General features: G+C 41.7%; 15 protein-coding genes. 3 read left to right on the plus strand and 12 right to left on the minus strand.

Translation table 11 applies throughout. The features are described from left to right. Window positions 1–3 precede the first annotated feature (3 nt). The 5 genes from G6N79_RS12580 to G6N79_RS12600 form a co-directional block, all read right to left on the minus strand. Window positions 4–2,055, minus strand: a complete 2,052-nt coding sequence (locus tag G6N79_RS12580; protein ID WP_103906211.1) for a hypothetical protein — start codon at window positions 2,053–2,055, stop codon at window positions 4–6. 20 nt (window positions 2,056–2,075) lie between these two features. Beyond that, the gene (locus tag G6N79_RS12585) at window positions 2,076–2,750 is read right to left on the minus strand and encodes a hypothetical protein (protein ID WP_103906441.1); all 675 of its coding nucleotides are present in this window, start codon (window positions 2,748–2,750) and stop codon (window positions 2,076–2,078) included. Window positions 2,751–2,997: 247 nt separating this feature from the next. Continuing rightward, window positions 2,998–3,366 carry an aspartate 1-decarboxylase gene (gene panD, locus G6N79_RS12590; protein WP_103906210.1) on the minus strand — a complete coding sequence of 123 codons (369 nt, stop codon included), beginning with the start codon at window positions 3,364–3,366 and terminating at the stop codon, window positions 2,998–3,000. Window positions 3,367–3,372: 6 nt separating this feature from the next. Then, window positions 3,373–4,419 (minus strand): DUF6695 family protein, encoded by a 1,047-nt coding sequence (locus G6N79_RS12595; protein WP_103906209.1) that lies wholly within the window; start codon window positions 4,417–4,419, stop codon window positions 3,373–3,375. Then, window positions 4,403–5,392, minus strand: coding sequence for a PLP-dependent cysteine synthase family protein (locus G6N79_RS12600; RefSeq protein WP_160003715.1), 990 nt, complete (start codon window positions 5,390–5,392; stop codon window positions 4,403–4,405). Before G6N79_RS12600 ends, G6N79_RS12595 begins: the two co-directional genes overlap by 17 nt. Window positions 5,393–5,562: 170 nt before the next feature. Between G6N79_RS12600 and G6N79_RS12605 the strand changes: the two genes are divergently transcribed. Then, a complete protein-coding gene (locus G6N79_RS12605; protein WP_103906207.1) occupies window positions 5,563–5,871 on the plus strand; it encodes a hypothetical protein in 309 nt (102 codons plus the stop codon). Window positions 5,872–5,989: 118 nt separating this feature from the next. Here the strand turns inward: G6N79_RS12605 and G6N79_RS12610 are convergent, their stop codons facing one another. Next, complete coding sequence (locus G6N79_RS12610) at window positions 5,990–7,024, minus strand: ABC transporter substrate-binding protein (protein ID WP_103906206.1); 1,035 nt, start codon at window positions 7,022–7,024, stop codon at window positions 5,990–5,992. 319 nt (window positions 7,025–7,343) lie between these two features. Here G6N79_RS12610 and G6N79_RS12615 point away from each other — a divergent pair, with 319 nt between their 5' ends. Further along, window positions 7,344–8,165 (plus strand): hypothetical protein, encoded by an 822-nt coding sequence (locus G6N79_RS12615; RefSeq protein ID WP_103906205.1) that lies wholly within the window; start codon window positions 7,344–7,346, stop codon window positions 8,163–8,165. Between the two features lie 129 nt (window positions 8,166–8,294). After that, entirely contained in the window at window positions 8,295–9,062 is a 768-nt protein-coding gene (locus tag G6N79_RS12620; protein WP_103906204.1) for an SDR family NAD(P)-dependent oxidoreductase, read from the plus strand. A gap of 134 nt (window positions 9,063–9,196) precedes the next feature. Here the strand turns inward: G6N79_RS12620 and pcaF are convergent, their stop codons facing one another. From pcaF to G6N79_RS12650, 6 genes are all read right to left on the minus strand, one after another. After that, window positions 9,197–10,405, minus strand: a complete 1,209-nt coding sequence (gene pcaF / locus G6N79_RS12625) for a 3-oxoadipyl-CoA thiolase (RefSeq protein ID WP_103906203.1) — start codon at window positions 10,403–10,405, stop codon at window positions 9,197–9,199. A gap of 88 nt (window positions 10,406–10,493) precedes the next feature. Further along, a complete protein-coding gene (locus G6N79_RS12630) occupies window positions 10,494–11,840 on the minus strand; it encodes a 3-oxoacid CoA-transferase (RefSeq protein ID WP_103906202.1) in 1,347 nt (448 codons plus the stop codon). Window positions 11,841–11,848: 8 nt separating this feature from the next. Further along, window positions 11,849–12,628 (minus strand): 3-oxoadipate enol-lactonase, encoded by a 780-nt coding sequence (pcaD, locus tag G6N79_RS12635; protein ID WP_103906201.1) that lies wholly within the window; start codon window positions 12,626–12,628, stop codon window positions 11,849–11,851. Between the two features lie 79 nt (window positions 12,629–12,707). Further along, on the minus strand, window positions 12,708–13,763 hold the full coding sequence (locus G6N79_RS12640; RefSeq protein ID WP_103906200.1) for an NADH:ubiquinone reductase (Na(+)-transporting) subunit F: 1,056 nt from the start codon (window positions 13,761–13,763) through the stop codon (window positions 12,708–12,710). A 19-nt stretch (window positions 13,764–13,782) separates the two neighbouring features. Then, entirely contained in the window at window positions 13,783–14,148 is a 366-nt protein-coding gene (locus tag G6N79_RS12645) for a phenol hydroxylase subunit P4 (RefSeq protein ID WP_103906199.1), read from the minus strand. Between the two features lie 87 nt (window positions 14,149–14,235). Next, window positions 14,236–15,732, minus strand: a complete 1,497-nt coding sequence (locus G6N79_RS12650; protein WP_103906198.1) for a YHS domain-containing protein — start codon at window positions 15,730–15,732, stop codon at window positions 14,236–14,238. Window positions 15,733–15,760: the final 28 nt, after the last annotated feature.

The raw sequence follows: 15,760 nt of genomic DNA on the forward strand, positions 1-15,760 counted from the left end.
GTATTATTTCTTTAGTTCCTGGGCGACGTTATCCAATGACTTCAACATAAAATCAAGGGCATTCTTCCCTTCTTTCGGAAACTCGACTCCGCCTTCGAATTCAAATTTATTGCCTTTCATTCCCTTGCTGATCATATAGACATCACCATATTTGGCAAATGCTTTCAATTCTTCATCCACTGATTTATGGATCGGAATGTCCAATTCTTCAACCATACCTGGGATGCGCTTCGCATTCAAAAGGAACGCGAATTTATTCCTTTTCAGCATTGTCGTGTAATGGGATGCTGATTTTCCGCGGAAACGATTTGCTTTGATCTCTTCAAGTTTTTCCAGGTTATTGCTCAGGATAACCATCCCATCACCCATCAGTACATAAGGCGTAATTTCGGGCTCCTTCGTTTCCAGGATGTGGTAGATTCCATCATCCAACCTCGCCGCGGTTTGCGTTTCGGCAAACTTCAATAATTTTTCAAAAACTCGGGTATCGTCGGAAGAGAACGCCCAAAGGTAATCTGGAATGGTTACTTTTTTTGTTTTGTTTACTTCCGTTGCATTGTAATCCTCATCATATTCATAATCGATGTATTCAACCTCCTTTTGCGTAACACCGTTCAATACAAGTAGATTATCTCCTTTGAAGACTTTTCCTATCGCTTGCTCATCGATGATAACATCAAATAAGGTGGCATACAGATCAATCATCTGGTTGACTTTGCTTTCTCCCTTACCATACATTCTGGAAATCAACCTTGGCGAGTGTTTGAGGTAGGCTTCAGTGCTAACATTCATGGATATAAAACCCAAGGCATTTTCATCGACAAAATTGTAGAACCTCGGATTCAATTTTCTACCATAGATATCCTTATAGATTTTTGTGGTTTCTTTATCGGTCTGAATATGTCCGGAAAATTTCATGGTATGACCATCGACCGCTACCACTCCTGACAGTGCTTCATATCCATAATCGAAAGATGGCGTAAAGCCCATGGTGACCCCAATAATTTCCGTAGGATATAAGTAGTGCATCATGCTATCTAATTTTACAGCTTCGATCCGCATGAGTTCATTATCCTTCATTCTTGCCAAAGCATTCGAACGAAACCCTTTTCCATTGGAAGTGATGATAGTCCCCAACTTCTGGCTTACTTCCTGCGCAACCACCACATTCTTGACGGAATCGTTGTAGTGTGATACCTGCGCATATTGCGCATAGTAGTCATCCTGATACTCATCACGGGCCAGAACCGAATCTACAGAGGCAAATTCATCTTCCTCACCAATGGTGTCAGAGTTACTCGGGGGCGGAACACCTGCCGGCGGTATAATAACCACCCCTTCCTCCTCTTCAATTTCTGCCTGTGCGGCTGCTGCCGCTGCTGCTGCTTCTAGAGCAGCTTCTTCTTCGCTGGTCATGGCTGCCGCTGCTGCTGCCTCAGCTTCCGCAATAGCCTCCTCAGCGGTAGATGTTGAATCTATCATCCAATCATCATCCAGGGTAACCTCCGTTGCGGCATCGTCAGCATAGGAATACTCTGGATAGGCTTTCAAACCCAATTCTTCAGATACCTCGGGGCGCCCGAAGTAACTGTCTACGGCTATACCGCCTAACATATAGATGGTATGGTCGTCCCAACTGATTCGCAATGTCCGATCGCTGCTGAAAATGCTGTTCAAGCCGTTCACTACTTCGATTTTCTTCTCTTTCGGGAGCATCGCTTCGAATTGTGATTTGCTCTTCAAGGGAATCAATCCGCCTAGGAAAGTTACTTTCTCATTGACGTCCATATGGATATAGGACTTGCCATGCAGGTCAATGCCGAAATCCTCGATATTTTGAATTTGTTCGTTATTTTTTCCGATTTCCTTAAATAAACCCATTTTCTGGAAGATCCCGGAAACCTGATTGACATCCGCATGCTTTAAGAAGCCTTTGCCATTGAAGGCAACGACCATTTTGGAATTCGCAGGAACCTTGGAAAGTAAATCCTGTCCGAGTGCATTTCCGCTAAGACCGATCGCTAATAAAGCAATAGAAAGCTTTAATCTGTTCATATATAATATATTAGTACGTGTTATTTCAATTGTATGGTATTTGCCAGATTTGTCGTTCCCCGCGCCAATGATGGAATGGAAACCTTTACCATCACTGCCTGCTTATTAGGAGAAATCTTGCCTGAACCGTTGTTCTGTTTCTGAACATGGTCCTGAAATCTATAGATACTGGTATAATAAGCCTGATCGAAAGATTTTTGGTTTTCAGCACGCAGCTTATTAAATTCCTTGGTCGCATCTGGATTATGCTTATAGGTCCGAACAAAGCTTTTTGAACCTGCATTATAACTGTAATTGGAATAGGTGTTCAGGTTGGATTTGAAGTGTTTAGCTAACGTAGCAGTATAGGCATTTAAGGCTTGCACATTTTGGAAATCGCACGAGATACTGGCAATGTAATTTTTAAAATCAAGGGTATGCTTTACATTGCTGATTCCCTTGGTATTTTGAAGTAACCGCACAACAGTCGCCATCTCCCGACGGATCTCTGCCTCACTTGGGATTTTAAAACCATCAATCTTATCCAACTTCATCAACGACGCGGCCTTAGTCCTACTCTTGCTCAAATTCAGTGTACCTTGAATCGATCCGCTCCCATTGGTTTTCAGATTGATTTCCTCCACGATATCAAAACACGATGTCAATGAAAGACAGCACACAAGAATAAGGAGATAGTTAAATACGTATTTAAACATGATCATATTTTTATTTGAACCTGTTAATTTTCAGTTTTTGAAATTAATAATTAAATAGTTATTAATACTCACTGAAAACAGTGATTTTTAAACTTAGTTAAATATTTGTAATGAAAAGTCTAAGTTAGCTGAACGAAATTGTAAAAACCACGCTCATTGCTTCTATTCGACTTTATGTATATATATTGTAAATTAAAAAAGGCCATCAACAACCTGTTGACAGCCTAATTTCCTTATCGAAATTCGATTAATAGTCGTACTTCTCAACCAATTTAATCTGGTTGTTTCCTTCTGTAAATACCAAGGTAGGTTGGTAGCCTTCCGCTTCTTCAGGTGTCAGGTTGACAAATGAAAGGATATGTACGGTATCTCCCAATTTGGCATGTAAAGCAGCACCTCCATTCATGCAAACCTCACCTGAACCACGTTTTCCAGGTAGCACATACGTCATGATACGGCTACCATTAACCGCATTATTGATGTAAACCTGCTCATATTTCACGATACCCGCTGCGTCCAATAGATCTGCGTCAATGGTAATCGATCCATTATAGGCTACGTTCGCCTCTGTTACTTTAACTGTATGAATTTTCGCTTTTAAAATTGTTAATTCCATTCCTTATTATATAGATTGTTTTATTTGTAAATTATTATTTTCTAAACTTTTAACTTCATGTAATTGATCCTTCTGTTTTAGTTCATGCTTACCTGCATGTACTTTATAGGTGAATTCAAAAGGTCCGCTAATGTCCAGCTTATGATGCTCATCGGAGAAGACCTTATAATCCACTTTGCCAGAATGGTGGTATTTCGTGATTACCCAATAGGGCGGCTCCTGTTGGAGTGAAAACCAGCAACCCTCCCCTAGGCCTCCGAGCCACTGCGCATCGGCAGGAACCTGTATAGGACGTACCGGTTCCTCAATAAAACCCAACAATTTATCATCAGAGAGTTCTTTTGCTGCGGAGCGGAAAAAATTCGGTTTCAATAAGCCAATCTGGAACCTTAAGGAATCCATTCGCCCCATTTCTTCCATCTTTATACCGCTATCATCATGCCAGACAATACGATTGGCATGGGTTGCATTCACGACGTTACTGGTAGGACTTGCCTTCAAGCATTCCGGAAAGAGGATTTTTCGAACCCGTTTATCCTCCTTCGGCATGGCATTCACCAGGATCTGCGCCACATATCGTGAACAGCTGTTATTGCCTGGCGCCAATGCCCCATATAATATAGGCCCCTGATCCACCAGATCCTCAGCAAATTTCTCGGCCTTTTCAAAAGAAATCTCTTCTGCTACGGAACATAGCAATCGACCGCCTCCGTGCGTAGCCTGTTCGAGGTCTTTGAGTTCCTGCAGGATTTCTGCTAAATTCTCCAGATCACCGGTGACGGTAAACTGCGCTTTTGTATGCAATTGCAAGCGCGGATCAAATTTTGCGGATCGGGCGCGACCAAAACCCCGCGGAACGATGTATCGCCCAAAATCATAATATTTCAGCGTACCCGTTTTCCTATGGACCAACACAATGGCAGCATGGCCAACCTTAAAGTTCAGGTTCTTGACGATCCCGATCTTCCGTAAAATGGCCATCCATAATTCATCCCCTCTAGCTGTCTGATCTGGCCAAGCAATGGGGATGGCTAAATCAAGATAAGGGTTCATAATTTGCTGCTAATATTAATTGTTTTACTTCGGCTGAGTGGTATATCTTATGAAGATAGCGGTCGCCATGGTCAGGAAAGAACAGGACAACAACGTCATCTTCCGAAAATTTCATTTCATTACTGTGCGTTTCTAAGGCGGCAAGCACGGCAGCACTTGAAAAACCGACCAGTTCATCGGTCGATTCCCGATAGGCAATTGCTGCATGCAGGGAAACGAGCCGTTCTACCTGAAAAATCCGATCGACAGCGTTCCTATCGAAAGATCCTGGAATAAACGTACGACCAATGCCCTCGATATCATCAAACTTAGGTAAATCCTCCGGGATCGGTTGTTGGTTTAGAAAGAATGTATAGACGGAATTGAGTGGCTCAACACCCCAAATCTTAATGGATCTGCGCTGTTCTTTCAGGAACCTGCCAATACCAGATATACTTCCACCGGTTCCAACACCAGCAATGACATGGGTAACAGCACCGTTGGTTTGTTCCCACAGTTCCGGGCCAGTGGTCCGGTAATGGGCCTTGATGTTGTTGGAGTTGTAATATTGGTTGGTAAAGTAAGTATTATCGTGGTTTGCGGCATAGGCTTGCGCCAAATATTGCGTGGAATTGAAAACATGCAGCCCATTGGAATTATCACAACGTTCTATTGAAGCACCATAGGATTCCAAAAGTGCGATTTTCTCATCTGAACAAGAGGCGGAAACAAATATCTTCGCTTTATAACCCAACTCCTGCGCAATGAGCGCAATACTGATTCCTGTGTTTCCACTACTCGCTTCCACAAAGGTACCACCCTCCTTAATTTTTTTATTGCGGATGGCATCCTCAACCATAAACCAAGCAGCACGATCTTTGGAAGATTTGCCGGGATTATGAAATTCCTCTTTGACAAGAATCGTTGTGTTATACTTGGCGGAAAGGTAGTCATCCTTCCGCAACGGTGTATTACCGATTGTACTATGAATCAATGTTTTCCTTTTTTTTATTGCTAGACATTTAATAAATAAACGCTTAAAACCGCCGATTATTTCCTAATTATACTAATTTCTTTCGTAATAAATAGTAATCGGCTTATAGGTTTATACAATAAATACTTGAAATCGTTTTATATTTTTTTAGTTTTGTGAAAAGCGAAATTATGAAACCAAAAACTATTGTCGTTGCCATTCTCTTAGCATTCTTGGTAATTGTCCTGTTCAATAACAAAGAAGAGGCGAGTTTTTGGTTATTTGGTGAGATCAGGACTTCGAAGCTTTTGATCCTGGGAACTTTCTTTCTGCTAGGTGTGATTGTGGGTGCCGTACTTTTTCGCAGAAAAGCGAAACACCCCAAGGAGTATGGTGTGACCAATCCGAATTTGCCGGAAAGGACAGCAGACAGTGAATACCTTGGCCAGCACGATAATGATTTATCGGATGACGACCGAGAATATATACGAAGAGATTAAGGATACACCAGTAAAAAAAAATGGAGGCTCGGTCCTTTAGTAGATCACCGATATATGCAATACAATAAATGGGGAAGAATCATTGATTCTTCCCCATTCTATTTAACCTATTTGCTCACTAGAGCGTGTTGTAATATACACGGAAAAGTCGTGGATCTTTCAATGGGGACTCCCCTTTTACCGGACCAAATTTCGCGATGAATTTTTCACGCAATTCATGGATATGCTCCCGATCACGCATCCAAACAATAAAATCCAGAGGATCAGTGTTCTTATACTGTTCCAATGGGTTTAATCCGCCCAATTCCGTCACATCGGTACGGGTTGACCACGTGCCGCGAGAAGATTGAAATTCATGACTCGCCAAATAAGAAAGGAATAGCCTAGCGATCGCCTTATTTTTTGTCAGTTTGAACATAGCTGCACGCTGAGGCCACGTGATGAAGAAATCGTCCTCAGGAATAAAAGATTGAGAGGGCTGATCCGGATAGGTCGGGTAACCAACGATATTGCCAAGGAAACCTTTCTGACCGACCAGAGCTGCCGGGGCTGCAGTGCCGCGTACAAAGGTAGGATTCTGCTTTTTCAGATCATCCAGGTAATCCTCGCCATATTTCTTTATAATGTGGTCGAAGACATAAAGTACGGCATCATCATCATGGGGTGGCGTAAGGACCAGTTTATCCTTAAATACGGGTTTCAAGAAATCACCATAATTCGTAGGTACAAAATCCAATCCCTCTTTGGCATATTGAGGCAGGAATGCGAAGATAAAGGCACCCATGAAATAGCCTTCCGGATCTGAATATCCTTCACGGATATGCTCAAATCCTTCCGGTTTAAATGCCTCCAATACGCCCATCTTTTTCCAATTCTCAAAATCATTCATCGTCTGCAGCATCACGACATCCGGTTCCAAGAAACCATCATTCAGCTGTTCGTAGACTTTCAAGTCGTGGTACTTGGACAAATCGACAATAATTTCAAAATCAATTCCTGGAAAACGTTTTTTAAACTGCTGATAGAGTTGATCTTGCTGATTCGGAGCATCTCCCCCTGCCCAAACCAAAAACTGTTTCTTCGTCCGCTGTTGTTCTTCTTTAGCAAGCGCATACAATGCGTCCAATGCTGATTGCTCATTTTGATAATTCATAGTATTTATTTTTAAGTGTGATCTCTCCAAAATGGCAAATACGAAGTAAACCCGAACAGAAAATAAAGCCGTTCATCGTGTGAGGTTAGGGTTTAATTATAGTAAGTGCCGTAGAAATTAGGTGTTTAAACATAATTTCTATGTGTCCTAAACAAATAAAATGGAATTGGGTTTTTGGCAGGGAAAAATTTAACAATTTAACCCCAGGGATTTTTTTTTCATTATGCATTAAACCAAACACCAATCCTAAAGTCATTAACTACAACAACTGTTATTATACATTCAATTAAATTCATTTACACGTCAAAATTTAGCTGTTATGAAAGGTCTCAAACAAAGCTTCGTGCTCATCCTAATCATCCTTACTGGAATTGCCAAAGCAGAAACATTAAAAGCATTACCATCATCTCCGCAGGATTCATTAAATAATGAACACCAATCCCTTTTCTATCGAGTTGGAGAAAACCAAATGATGGAATTGCTGTATCGAGAAATTTTTGGAGAAGGAATCGGTCCCACGACTTTATGGTTGAATACTTTCGCTGATAATGCATTAACCACCTTTAGTCAGCAAGATTACCTGGTCCTTGAAAACAACAATTCGGGAGGATTTGAGCTTTTTGATGAAGACAATAATTATGTTTCCGTTGCCCCCGACTTCCAGAATTACTATTCGCTGACCTCCAATACCGGTACGTGGGTCAAATCGCGGAGCAATGGTTTCAACAAAATCTATTTCAGCACCAACACAGGTAAAGAATTTACCATGATTATGAAAATCAGTATTGGCGGCAAAAAAGTGATTAGAGATGAAAAAGGTTATGAGATTACGCTAAAGGGAAAACTGACTGGAAGTTATGATATTTGGGATAATGAAGGCCGTAAAATGAAGATCAAAATCGATCGCTCGGGTGTTTTTCGTTTGGTTGAAGGCGATCGCGTGATTTCCACAATGGTTATGCCCAGCGTGCAAAATTTCACGATTACAGATAGCAACGGCGGCATCCATCAAATCAGGATGCGGGGAAGATACAATGACATCATTATCACATCCAGTAATGGGTCCGAAATATTTATCAACAATAGATACGAAAAACCATTACCGCCTACAAATACAACGGAAACCAACGAATCGTCTTAGTTTCCCAATTCCAGGATTTGCATAGTTTAGGGGATATTTATTCCTTTTCTGACAGCAGCATGATGTTTTAGGATTTGAGGTTCCCTTTAAATTTCTTTATTTTAAAGAACATTTAATCACAATAGCTATATGGAAATAATCGATGAGGGGCTGAACTTGATCCAGGATCTTTCCGGACAGAAAATCGTTCTTTTTGGAGGTACAGGGTCTGTTGGAGAGGGTATTTTGCGGTCCTACCTTAAAACAAATGCAAAAATTATTGTGCCTTCTCGGTCCGAAAAAAGCAAGGACAAATTGTTGGAAATTTTAGGCGAAGTTGGAAATTCCAAGAACTTAGAATTCATAATCGGTGATTACAGCACCTTCCAATCAGCAGAAGAAATGGCCGAATTGATTACCGACCAATACGGATCAATTGACCATGTTATTGCCTGTGTTGGCGGCTGGTGGATCGGAGGTCCATTCTGGACAGTTTCCGAAGAAGCTTGGCAAAATCAATTCGTCGGATTGGCAACCACCCATGCGGCCTTGGCGAAAGCTTGGATACCCCGATTGAGCAGGGAGAACTCCTATCAGATTATTTCCGGTAGTTCAGGAACCCATCCCGTTGCAAAGTCAGGTATTGTATCCATGCAACATGCATCATTGATCATGATGGCCGAGGTCATCGCCTTAGAGGCAGCATCTGAAAAACGCGTTTTTGTATTTGTTCTTGGGGTAGTTAACAGCAGGAACAGACCAGCGCATAAACCGTATTGGATCACTGCTGAACAGGTCGGCATGGTTTCGTCGATATTGGCCAAGGAAAACAGCATTCCTTCCCAAGTGATCAAACTTAGTGATAAAGCAGCGCTGCCCGGAGTACTTGATATTTTAGAAAAAGAAATCGAAAAGTAACAATTGTACTTTCGAGCTACGTTTTATTTCACTCATAAGAAAGTGAACTGTTTAGCGTGTTCTAAATTACAGAAACCGCAAACCGCTTTAGGTTTTGCGGTATATGATCTTATTGTATCGATAAAAGTAAGGTTCTAAACTTTCTCTAAGATAATGGCGTAACCCTGTCCTACACCAACACACATGGTAGCGAGTGCGTACTTTCCATTTTTCCTGTGTAATTCGAGCGCGGCGGAATAGGTAATTCGTGTACCGGACATACCCAAGGGATGACCGATGGCAATAGCACCACCATTCGGATTGATCCGCGGATCGTCATCAGCTAATTCCAATGCTCTGGTACAGGCCAGTGCTTGCGCGGCAAAGGCTTCATTAAATTCCATTACGTTGATATCATCCAACGTCAAGCCCGCTTTCTCCAAGGCCTTTTGCGTTGCACTAACGGGGCCAATCCCCATGATTCTAGGTTCTACACCGGTGACTGCCGTACTCACAATTTTTGCAAGAGGCCTTAATCCATATTTTTTTACTGCTTCACTAGAAGCCACAAATACAGCGGCAGCTCCATCATTCAGACCAGAAGCATTCCCTGCTGTTACCGTTCCATCTTTTTTAAAAGCAGGTTTTAATTTGCTCAATCCTTCAAGAGTCGAATCAGCACGAATAAATTCATCCTTGGCAAAAACAAGCGGTTCTCCCCTTTTTTGCGGTATTACTACAGGCATAATCTCTTTTGCCAACCTGCCGTTCTGCGATGCCTGCGCGGCTTTCAGTTGCGATGCGAGCGAAAATTTATCCTGATCTTCCCTTGAAATCCCAAACTTATCGACCAGGTTTTCGGCAGTCATTCCCATAGGATCAGTACCGTACATTTCATGCATCCTCGGATTCACGAAACGCCAGCCAAAGGAGGAATCTTCCATTTTTGAATCCGTACCAAATCCCTTCGATGGTTTGGAAACAACCAAGGGGCTTCTCGTCATGTGTTCAACCCCTCCAGAAATAAAAATATCACCATCTCCCGCCTTGATCGCACGGTAGGCATGTGCAATAGCAGACATGCCCGATGCACATAGGCGATTGACCGTTTCCCCAGGAACCGTTACTGGTAGACCGGATAAAAGCGCTGCCATTCTTGCTACATTCCGATTGTCTTCCCCTGCCTGGTTATGGCAACCCAAGATTACATCATCGATAACTTCTTTCGGGATATTGGGATTTCTTTTCACCAATTCTTCAATAACCATTGCTGCCAGGTCATCCGCGCGAACAGCGCTCAATGTTCCGCCAAAATTTCCTACCGGAGTTCTGATGCCGTCAATAATATATGCTTCTTTACTCATTTTTGTTTCTATTTGCTATAATTTTCAGTCCAAAGCTTAACTATACCTTCAGGAATATGTATTAATTTATTCGTATCCATGCCATGTATTATTGCAATCGTTGGACAAACTTTGCCGATGTTGTTGCTACCACTTCTTCTAAGGTTGCTCCCGGCATTAATTCGATTAATGTCAGCTGTCCATCGATAAATTCAAAGACCGCTTTATCCGTGATAATCATATCCACAGCATGCAGTACCGTAAGTGGTAAGTCGCATACAGGAACAATCTTGGCATCACCGTTTTTCTCGGTATGGGTCATGGTAATTATCAGTCTTTTTGCTCCTGATGCCAGATCCATTGCCCCGCCGACACCTAGCAATGGCTGCCCCGGAACGGCCCAATTAGCTAAATTTCCTGCTTCGTCTACCTGTAAACCTCCCATCACGGCTACATCGATATGCTTACCACGGATCATGGCAAAAGAATCGGCAGAATCAAAATACGAGGCGCCTTTGAGCGCTGTTACAGGAACTTTACCTGCATTGACCGGATAGTCCATCGCACCACCACCATCATTTGGCACTGGCCCTACGCCCAGCATACCGTTCTCCGTATGCAGGATAACTCCGTCTTCTTCGGTGATCAAATCAGCAACCAGTGTCGGGATACCGATTCCAAGATTGACGACATCTCCTCGTTTCAACTCTTTCAGGGCTCGCTTTGCCATGTTAAGCCGGGTTTCCGAAACCTTTTTGCTGAATGATACCGCTGCAGAAGTGCCCAGATCTTCCGGTGTAAGTTTCGCAATCACCAAATAGTCTACAAATGAAGCTGGTGTATGAATGGCTTCTGGCGCTATTTCTCCTTCAGGGACGATTTCTTCCACTTCGACAATAACCAGGTCTGCGGCTGTTGCCATTGCCCTGTTGAAATTCTGCTCGGTCATTCTGTATTGCAAATTCCCTGCTGTATCGGCCTTCCAGGCCCTGATGAAAGCGACATTCCCGCGCAGCGCAGGGATAAACACCTGTTCACTACCATTGAGGAATTTGGTTTCCCTTCCTTGTGCCAGATCTGTACCAGCAGAAGTAGGCGTATAGAATCCACCAATGCCTGCACCTCCGGCACGTAATGCCTCGGCTAAAGTACCCTGTGGCAACAGCTCATAGGCTACCCTACCATCCTGTGCCGCTTTTACCGCTTCAGCATTTGATGTAAAAAAAGACCCGATCATTTTACTGATCTGGCCGTTCCTCAGCAATCTTCCGCCGCCTAATCCAGGTTCCCCGACATTGTTTCCGATGAAGGTTAAATCCTTTATTTGTGTTTCCGCAAGTGCGTGCATCAGATGAACTGGATTTCCGGTCATCCCGAAACCTCCTTGTAATAGTATATCCCCATCTTTTACGAAAGCAACTGCTTCTTGCAAAGAAATTTGTGGTACTGTCTTCATTTTATGGTTTATTGTTCTGAGAAATGAATAATATATGTTGAAAATTCTTCTGGATGTTCTTTGTTGGAGAGATGTGCGGCTACCAAAGAAACTTGTTTGGCAAATGGGATTTTATTTTGCATAAAATTCCCATCCGTAACGGTAGTTACACTATCTTTTGTACCACAGATGATCAAAGTTGGCACATTGATTTGTTGTAAATCTTCCCTAAAATCGGCATCTCTCACAGCTGCGCAACAGGCGGTATACCCTCGAAGAGAATTTGAAGCAAAAATTTCCAGAATTTGATTTACATTTTCCGGATTTTTTGACCTGTAATTATCCGAAAACCAACGCTCTGCAGTCCCTTTAAGTATACTAGAGAGACCAAATTCATCAACTTGTTTGATGCGACTATTCCATCCTTCAGCTGTTCCGATCTTCGCGGCACTATTGCTCATGATAATTTTAGAAAATCTATCGGGGAAATGGATCCCCAAGTATTGGCCAATCAATCCGCCCATGGACAATCCGCAGAAAATGACTCTATCTAATCTTAAATGATCCAATAATTCAATTACGTCTTCTGCTAAATCTTTGATGCTGACTTTATCTTGATTGATACTGCTTTTTCCGTGACCTCGTGTATCGTAACGAAGCACGTTGAAATGACTTTTTAAAGGTTCAATATTTTCATCCCACATACTGATGTCACAACCCAATGAATTGGAAAAAACAATAGTTTCTTTCTTATCAAAATCATCGAATTTGTAATGAATATCAGATTGTTGTAATGCTACTATTGGCATGGAATTAATTAAAAATTAGTTTATAAAAAGGCTGTCTTCCCAGACAACCTTTTGAAATTTAACTAACTGGACATTTCTATTAAATTGACTTGAAAAAAGGGCTTTTTGGAGCACTGTTTTGGTCTGCTTTTGAAAAAAACTTCTCTAAATAGATATCTCTTTCAAATAATCTTCCTTTGAATAAGCTGGTAATGCAAGATTCAATCATTGCTGGTGGCCCACATAAATAGGCTTTGTGTCCCATAAAATTATTTTCAAAAATCCTTAGCGCAACATCTCCCAAATACCCTTTTTCACCTTCCCAATCTGGTACATTTTCGTCAGAAAGTACGGGATAGTATGTAAAGTTGTCATACTTTCTTTCATACTCCCGAAATAAATCTGCATAATATAATTCCTCAACGTTTCTTGCTCCGTGAAATAATGCAATAGGATGTTTGCAACCATTTTCTAACTGCTCTTCTATCATTGCTTTTGGTGAAGAAAGACCGGATCCACCAGCAAAAAATAGCATGGGTTTTTGAGCTGATTCCCGAATGAAAAATCGACCATAAGGGCCAACAATTCTGAATGTATCACCAACCTTTGTATTTTGATGAATAAGTGGAGTCACTTCTCCATCGGGCACAATACTGATGTTCAGTTCAATTTCCTTTTTGTTGTTGGACGAGGTAGCAATAGAAAAGGATTTTCCTTCATCAAATCCAGGATAATACAATTGAACATATTGCCCAGCCTGAAAATCGATCTCTTCATTTAACGCAAGGACAATCCCTTTGATTCTCGGCGTTAAATCTTTGACTTCAATTACTGTTCCCTCAAAATCCCGCACTATAATGGATCTGGAATCCGGGTCTTCATCCACATCGGCTTCTATGACACAATCTTCCTTGGGAACAGCGACACAAACCAAGCACTTATGTTCATCCCTGTCAATGTCCAACAAAGCAAAGGGCGAGGCATCGCCCAAATCTACTTCTCCTTCTAAAACTTCAACCTTACAAGTCCCGCATAATCCGTGACTGCAAGCATGCGGTAAATAAACACCTTGTCTTAAGGCAGCGTCCAAAATAGTTTGCCCTTTCTTTACGTTGATTTCATCTCCGGTTGGTTCTATTATTATTTTATAACACATAGCTTGAAATTTTTAGTTATCAAATTCCAACACCATTAATTCCTTTCAGCGTTGGTGTATAAAAACGAAGAATTGATTTATGATCAACACCATTTTCTTTCAATGATTTATCCAGATCAGGGGTAAATGATTCACCATTCAAAAACCAATGCACTTCTGTTGTATCCCAATCTAAGTTTGCAAAATCAGGATGATCGTTGTAACAAAGCGGAAGAACCTGGGTCATGAATACATTAAAAGGCATATCAGGAGGCAACGGGAAACCCATTGCTGAATTGATTAACCGATGGTTATCCCAAGATGCATACACCAAGTAATTCCCACCAAAATTTTCTACTCTGTCTCTTACGGGTGGATTATATTCTCCTATTATTGTGGTTGCCATATTTGATTATTTTTATAGACCCAATTATCTTTTTAAAGCTAAAATGGGCGTGATTTACATGAATAATTTAGTTCCACATCCAACGATCTACATCATATTATATGCAACTTCGTCTTCGGAACCTTTGTAATCTCTATTTTCTTTTCCATCTTCAATCTTGTAGAAATTCAGCACATCCGGAATGGTTGGCCCTCCACAATTGCCTTGGAAAATTTGCTGTACAGGCATCCAGGCATAGACGTATTTTTCAGGTTCATGCTCGAAAATATGCTGGCAATGGTCTGAACAGAAATGGTACCTTTCTTCTTTATAGACGGTTTGTCTTTGGTGGAGTTTCATCGGCTCGTCAGTCTCAGTTTCTGTGAACAGAACTGGAACTTGACAAACTTGACAAAGGTGTGGCAGCATTTGTGAATAATAGCGTTCACCTTTCTCGGCTCGCTCTTTCCAGTGGTCGTAAATGGGTCTGTAATATTTGTCGAAAGTTTCAGGATATTTTTCGCTCAACCATTTCTGCTTTTTTTCATCTGGAATCCACGTGTGCATGGCTGTTGCTGCGCCGTGGGTATAGAAAGTCATCCAAACTTGGTGAGATGCATGTTCTTTTTCTGCTTTGATTCTAGCGACACAGTCAGGTACTTTTATGCCATATTTTGCCAAGTCATTAAACAAACCAACCGTATTTTGCTCGAAATAAAGTTCCCAAGCCTCTTTCCAAGATTGTGGTGATTCTGGCAGCATATAATCCATCATGGCCGCAACCAATACCAATACTCGGTATCCTCTCCAAGTCCATTTGTCAATCCACCTTTGAACAATAGGAACGTTATCGGGATCTTGTTCTAACATAAATTTGATAGCCTGCAGGCCCAAGGTCATATGTCTTGCTTCGTCAGACTGCGCAGAGAATCCGAAAGAAACGGTCGCCATTTCGCCATTGAACGCGGCTCCGGACATAAATGGCACGAATAAAAGATTGGTTAACACGTATTCGAAAGAAAAACCAATGGCAACGATAAATTCAAATGGACCAGCGGTACGTGCATCGTCAAAGAACGATTTTGGAACGGACAAATACCACACTCTATCGTGCCAATGTGGAAATTCGGAGAACCCATTGAAATGTCTGTTGTAATGGCTCATCGTGTGCACTTGCGTTTGGATATGGCGCAATTCGTCAATGGCTTGCATTTGACAGGCTACTCTGGGGCCATCCCCTCTGAAGTGCCTTGCAATGTGGGCAAACCCTCGGTGTGCTTGGTATTCCGCCGGTGAAACACCTGTTAAAAACAACTTCAATGCAGATAAATAACTGGCATCTGTCAAATTTTTCTGTGCGTTATTTTGAGCAAATGAATCAATGATCGCATATAATTTTTTATCCTTTTCTGCTTGGAATTTCCAGTAGGCATCCATTGTCATTCTAAATGGATCTTCCCAAGCCTCCCAGTTGTGAATTTTGATTCCTTCGAATCGGTCATACGGGAAAACTTTATCCATATCTTGATAGGTGGTTTCCCACCCCAATCGTGTCATTGCCCTATATTGATCCTTCATACTTAGGCGCTTTTTTCTTTTTTCCATATCGATATTTTTTTCTGTTAATGAATAA

Origin of the sequence: Sphingobacterium lactis (genome assembly GCF_011046555.1) — a bacterium.
Taxonomy (GTDB): domain Bacteria; phylum Bacteroidota; class Bacteroidia; order Sphingobacteriales; family Sphingobacteriaceae; genus Sphingobacterium; species Sphingobacterium lactis.

Coding starts and splice junctions, on each gene's coding strand:
- G6N79_RS12580 (WP_103906211.1), bottom strand. CDS start 2,055: ATGAACAGATTAAAGCTTTCTATTGCTTTATTAGCGATCGGTCTTAGC.
- G6N79_RS12585 (WP_103906441.1), bottom strand. CDS start 2,750: ATGTTTAAATACGTATTTAACTATCTCCTTATTCTTGTGTGCTGTCTT.
- panD (WP_103906210.1), bottom strand. CDS start 3,366: ATGGAATTAACAATTTTAAAAGCGAAAATTCATACAGTTAAAGTAACA.
- G6N79_RS12595 (WP_103906209.1), bottom strand. CDS start 4,419: ATGAACCCTTATCTTGATTTAGCCATCCCCATTGCTTGGCCAGATCAG.
- G6N79_RS12605 (WP_103906207.1), top strand. CDS start 5,563: ATGAAACCAAAAACTATTGTCGTTGCCATTCTCTTAGCATTCTTGGTA.
- G6N79_RS12610 (WP_103906206.1), bottom strand. CDS start 7,024: ATGAATTATCAAAATGAGCAATCAGCATTGGACGCATTGTATGCGCTT.
- G6N79_RS12615 (WP_103906205.1), top strand. CDS start 7,344: ATGAAAGGTCTCAAACAAAGCTTCGTGCTCATCCTAATCATCCTTACT.
- G6N79_RS12620 (WP_103906204.1), top strand. CDS start 8,295: ATGGAAATAATCGATGAGGGGCTGAACTTGATCCAGGATCTTTCCGGA.
- pcaF (WP_103906203.1), bottom strand. CDS start 10,405: ATGAGTAAAGAAGCATATATTATTGACGGCATCAGAACTCCGGTAGGA.
- G6N79_RS12630 (WP_103906202.1), bottom strand. CDS start 11,840: ATGAAGACAGTACCACAAATTTCTTTGCAAGAAGCAGTTGCTTTCGTA.
- pcaD (WP_103906201.1), bottom strand. CDS start 12,628: ATGCCAATAGTAGCATTACAACAATCTGATATTCATTACAAATTCGAT.
- G6N79_RS12640 (WP_103906200.1), bottom strand. CDS start 13,763: ATGTGTTATAAAATAATAATAGAACCAACCGGAGATGAAATCAACGTA.
- G6N79_RS12645 (WP_103906199.1), bottom strand. CDS start 14,148: ATGGCAACCACAATAATAGGAGAATATAATCCACCCGTAAGAGACAGA.
- G6N79_RS12650 (WP_103906198.1), bottom strand. CDS start 15,732: ATGGAAAAAAGAAAAAAGCGCCTAAGTATGAAGGATCAATATAGGGCA.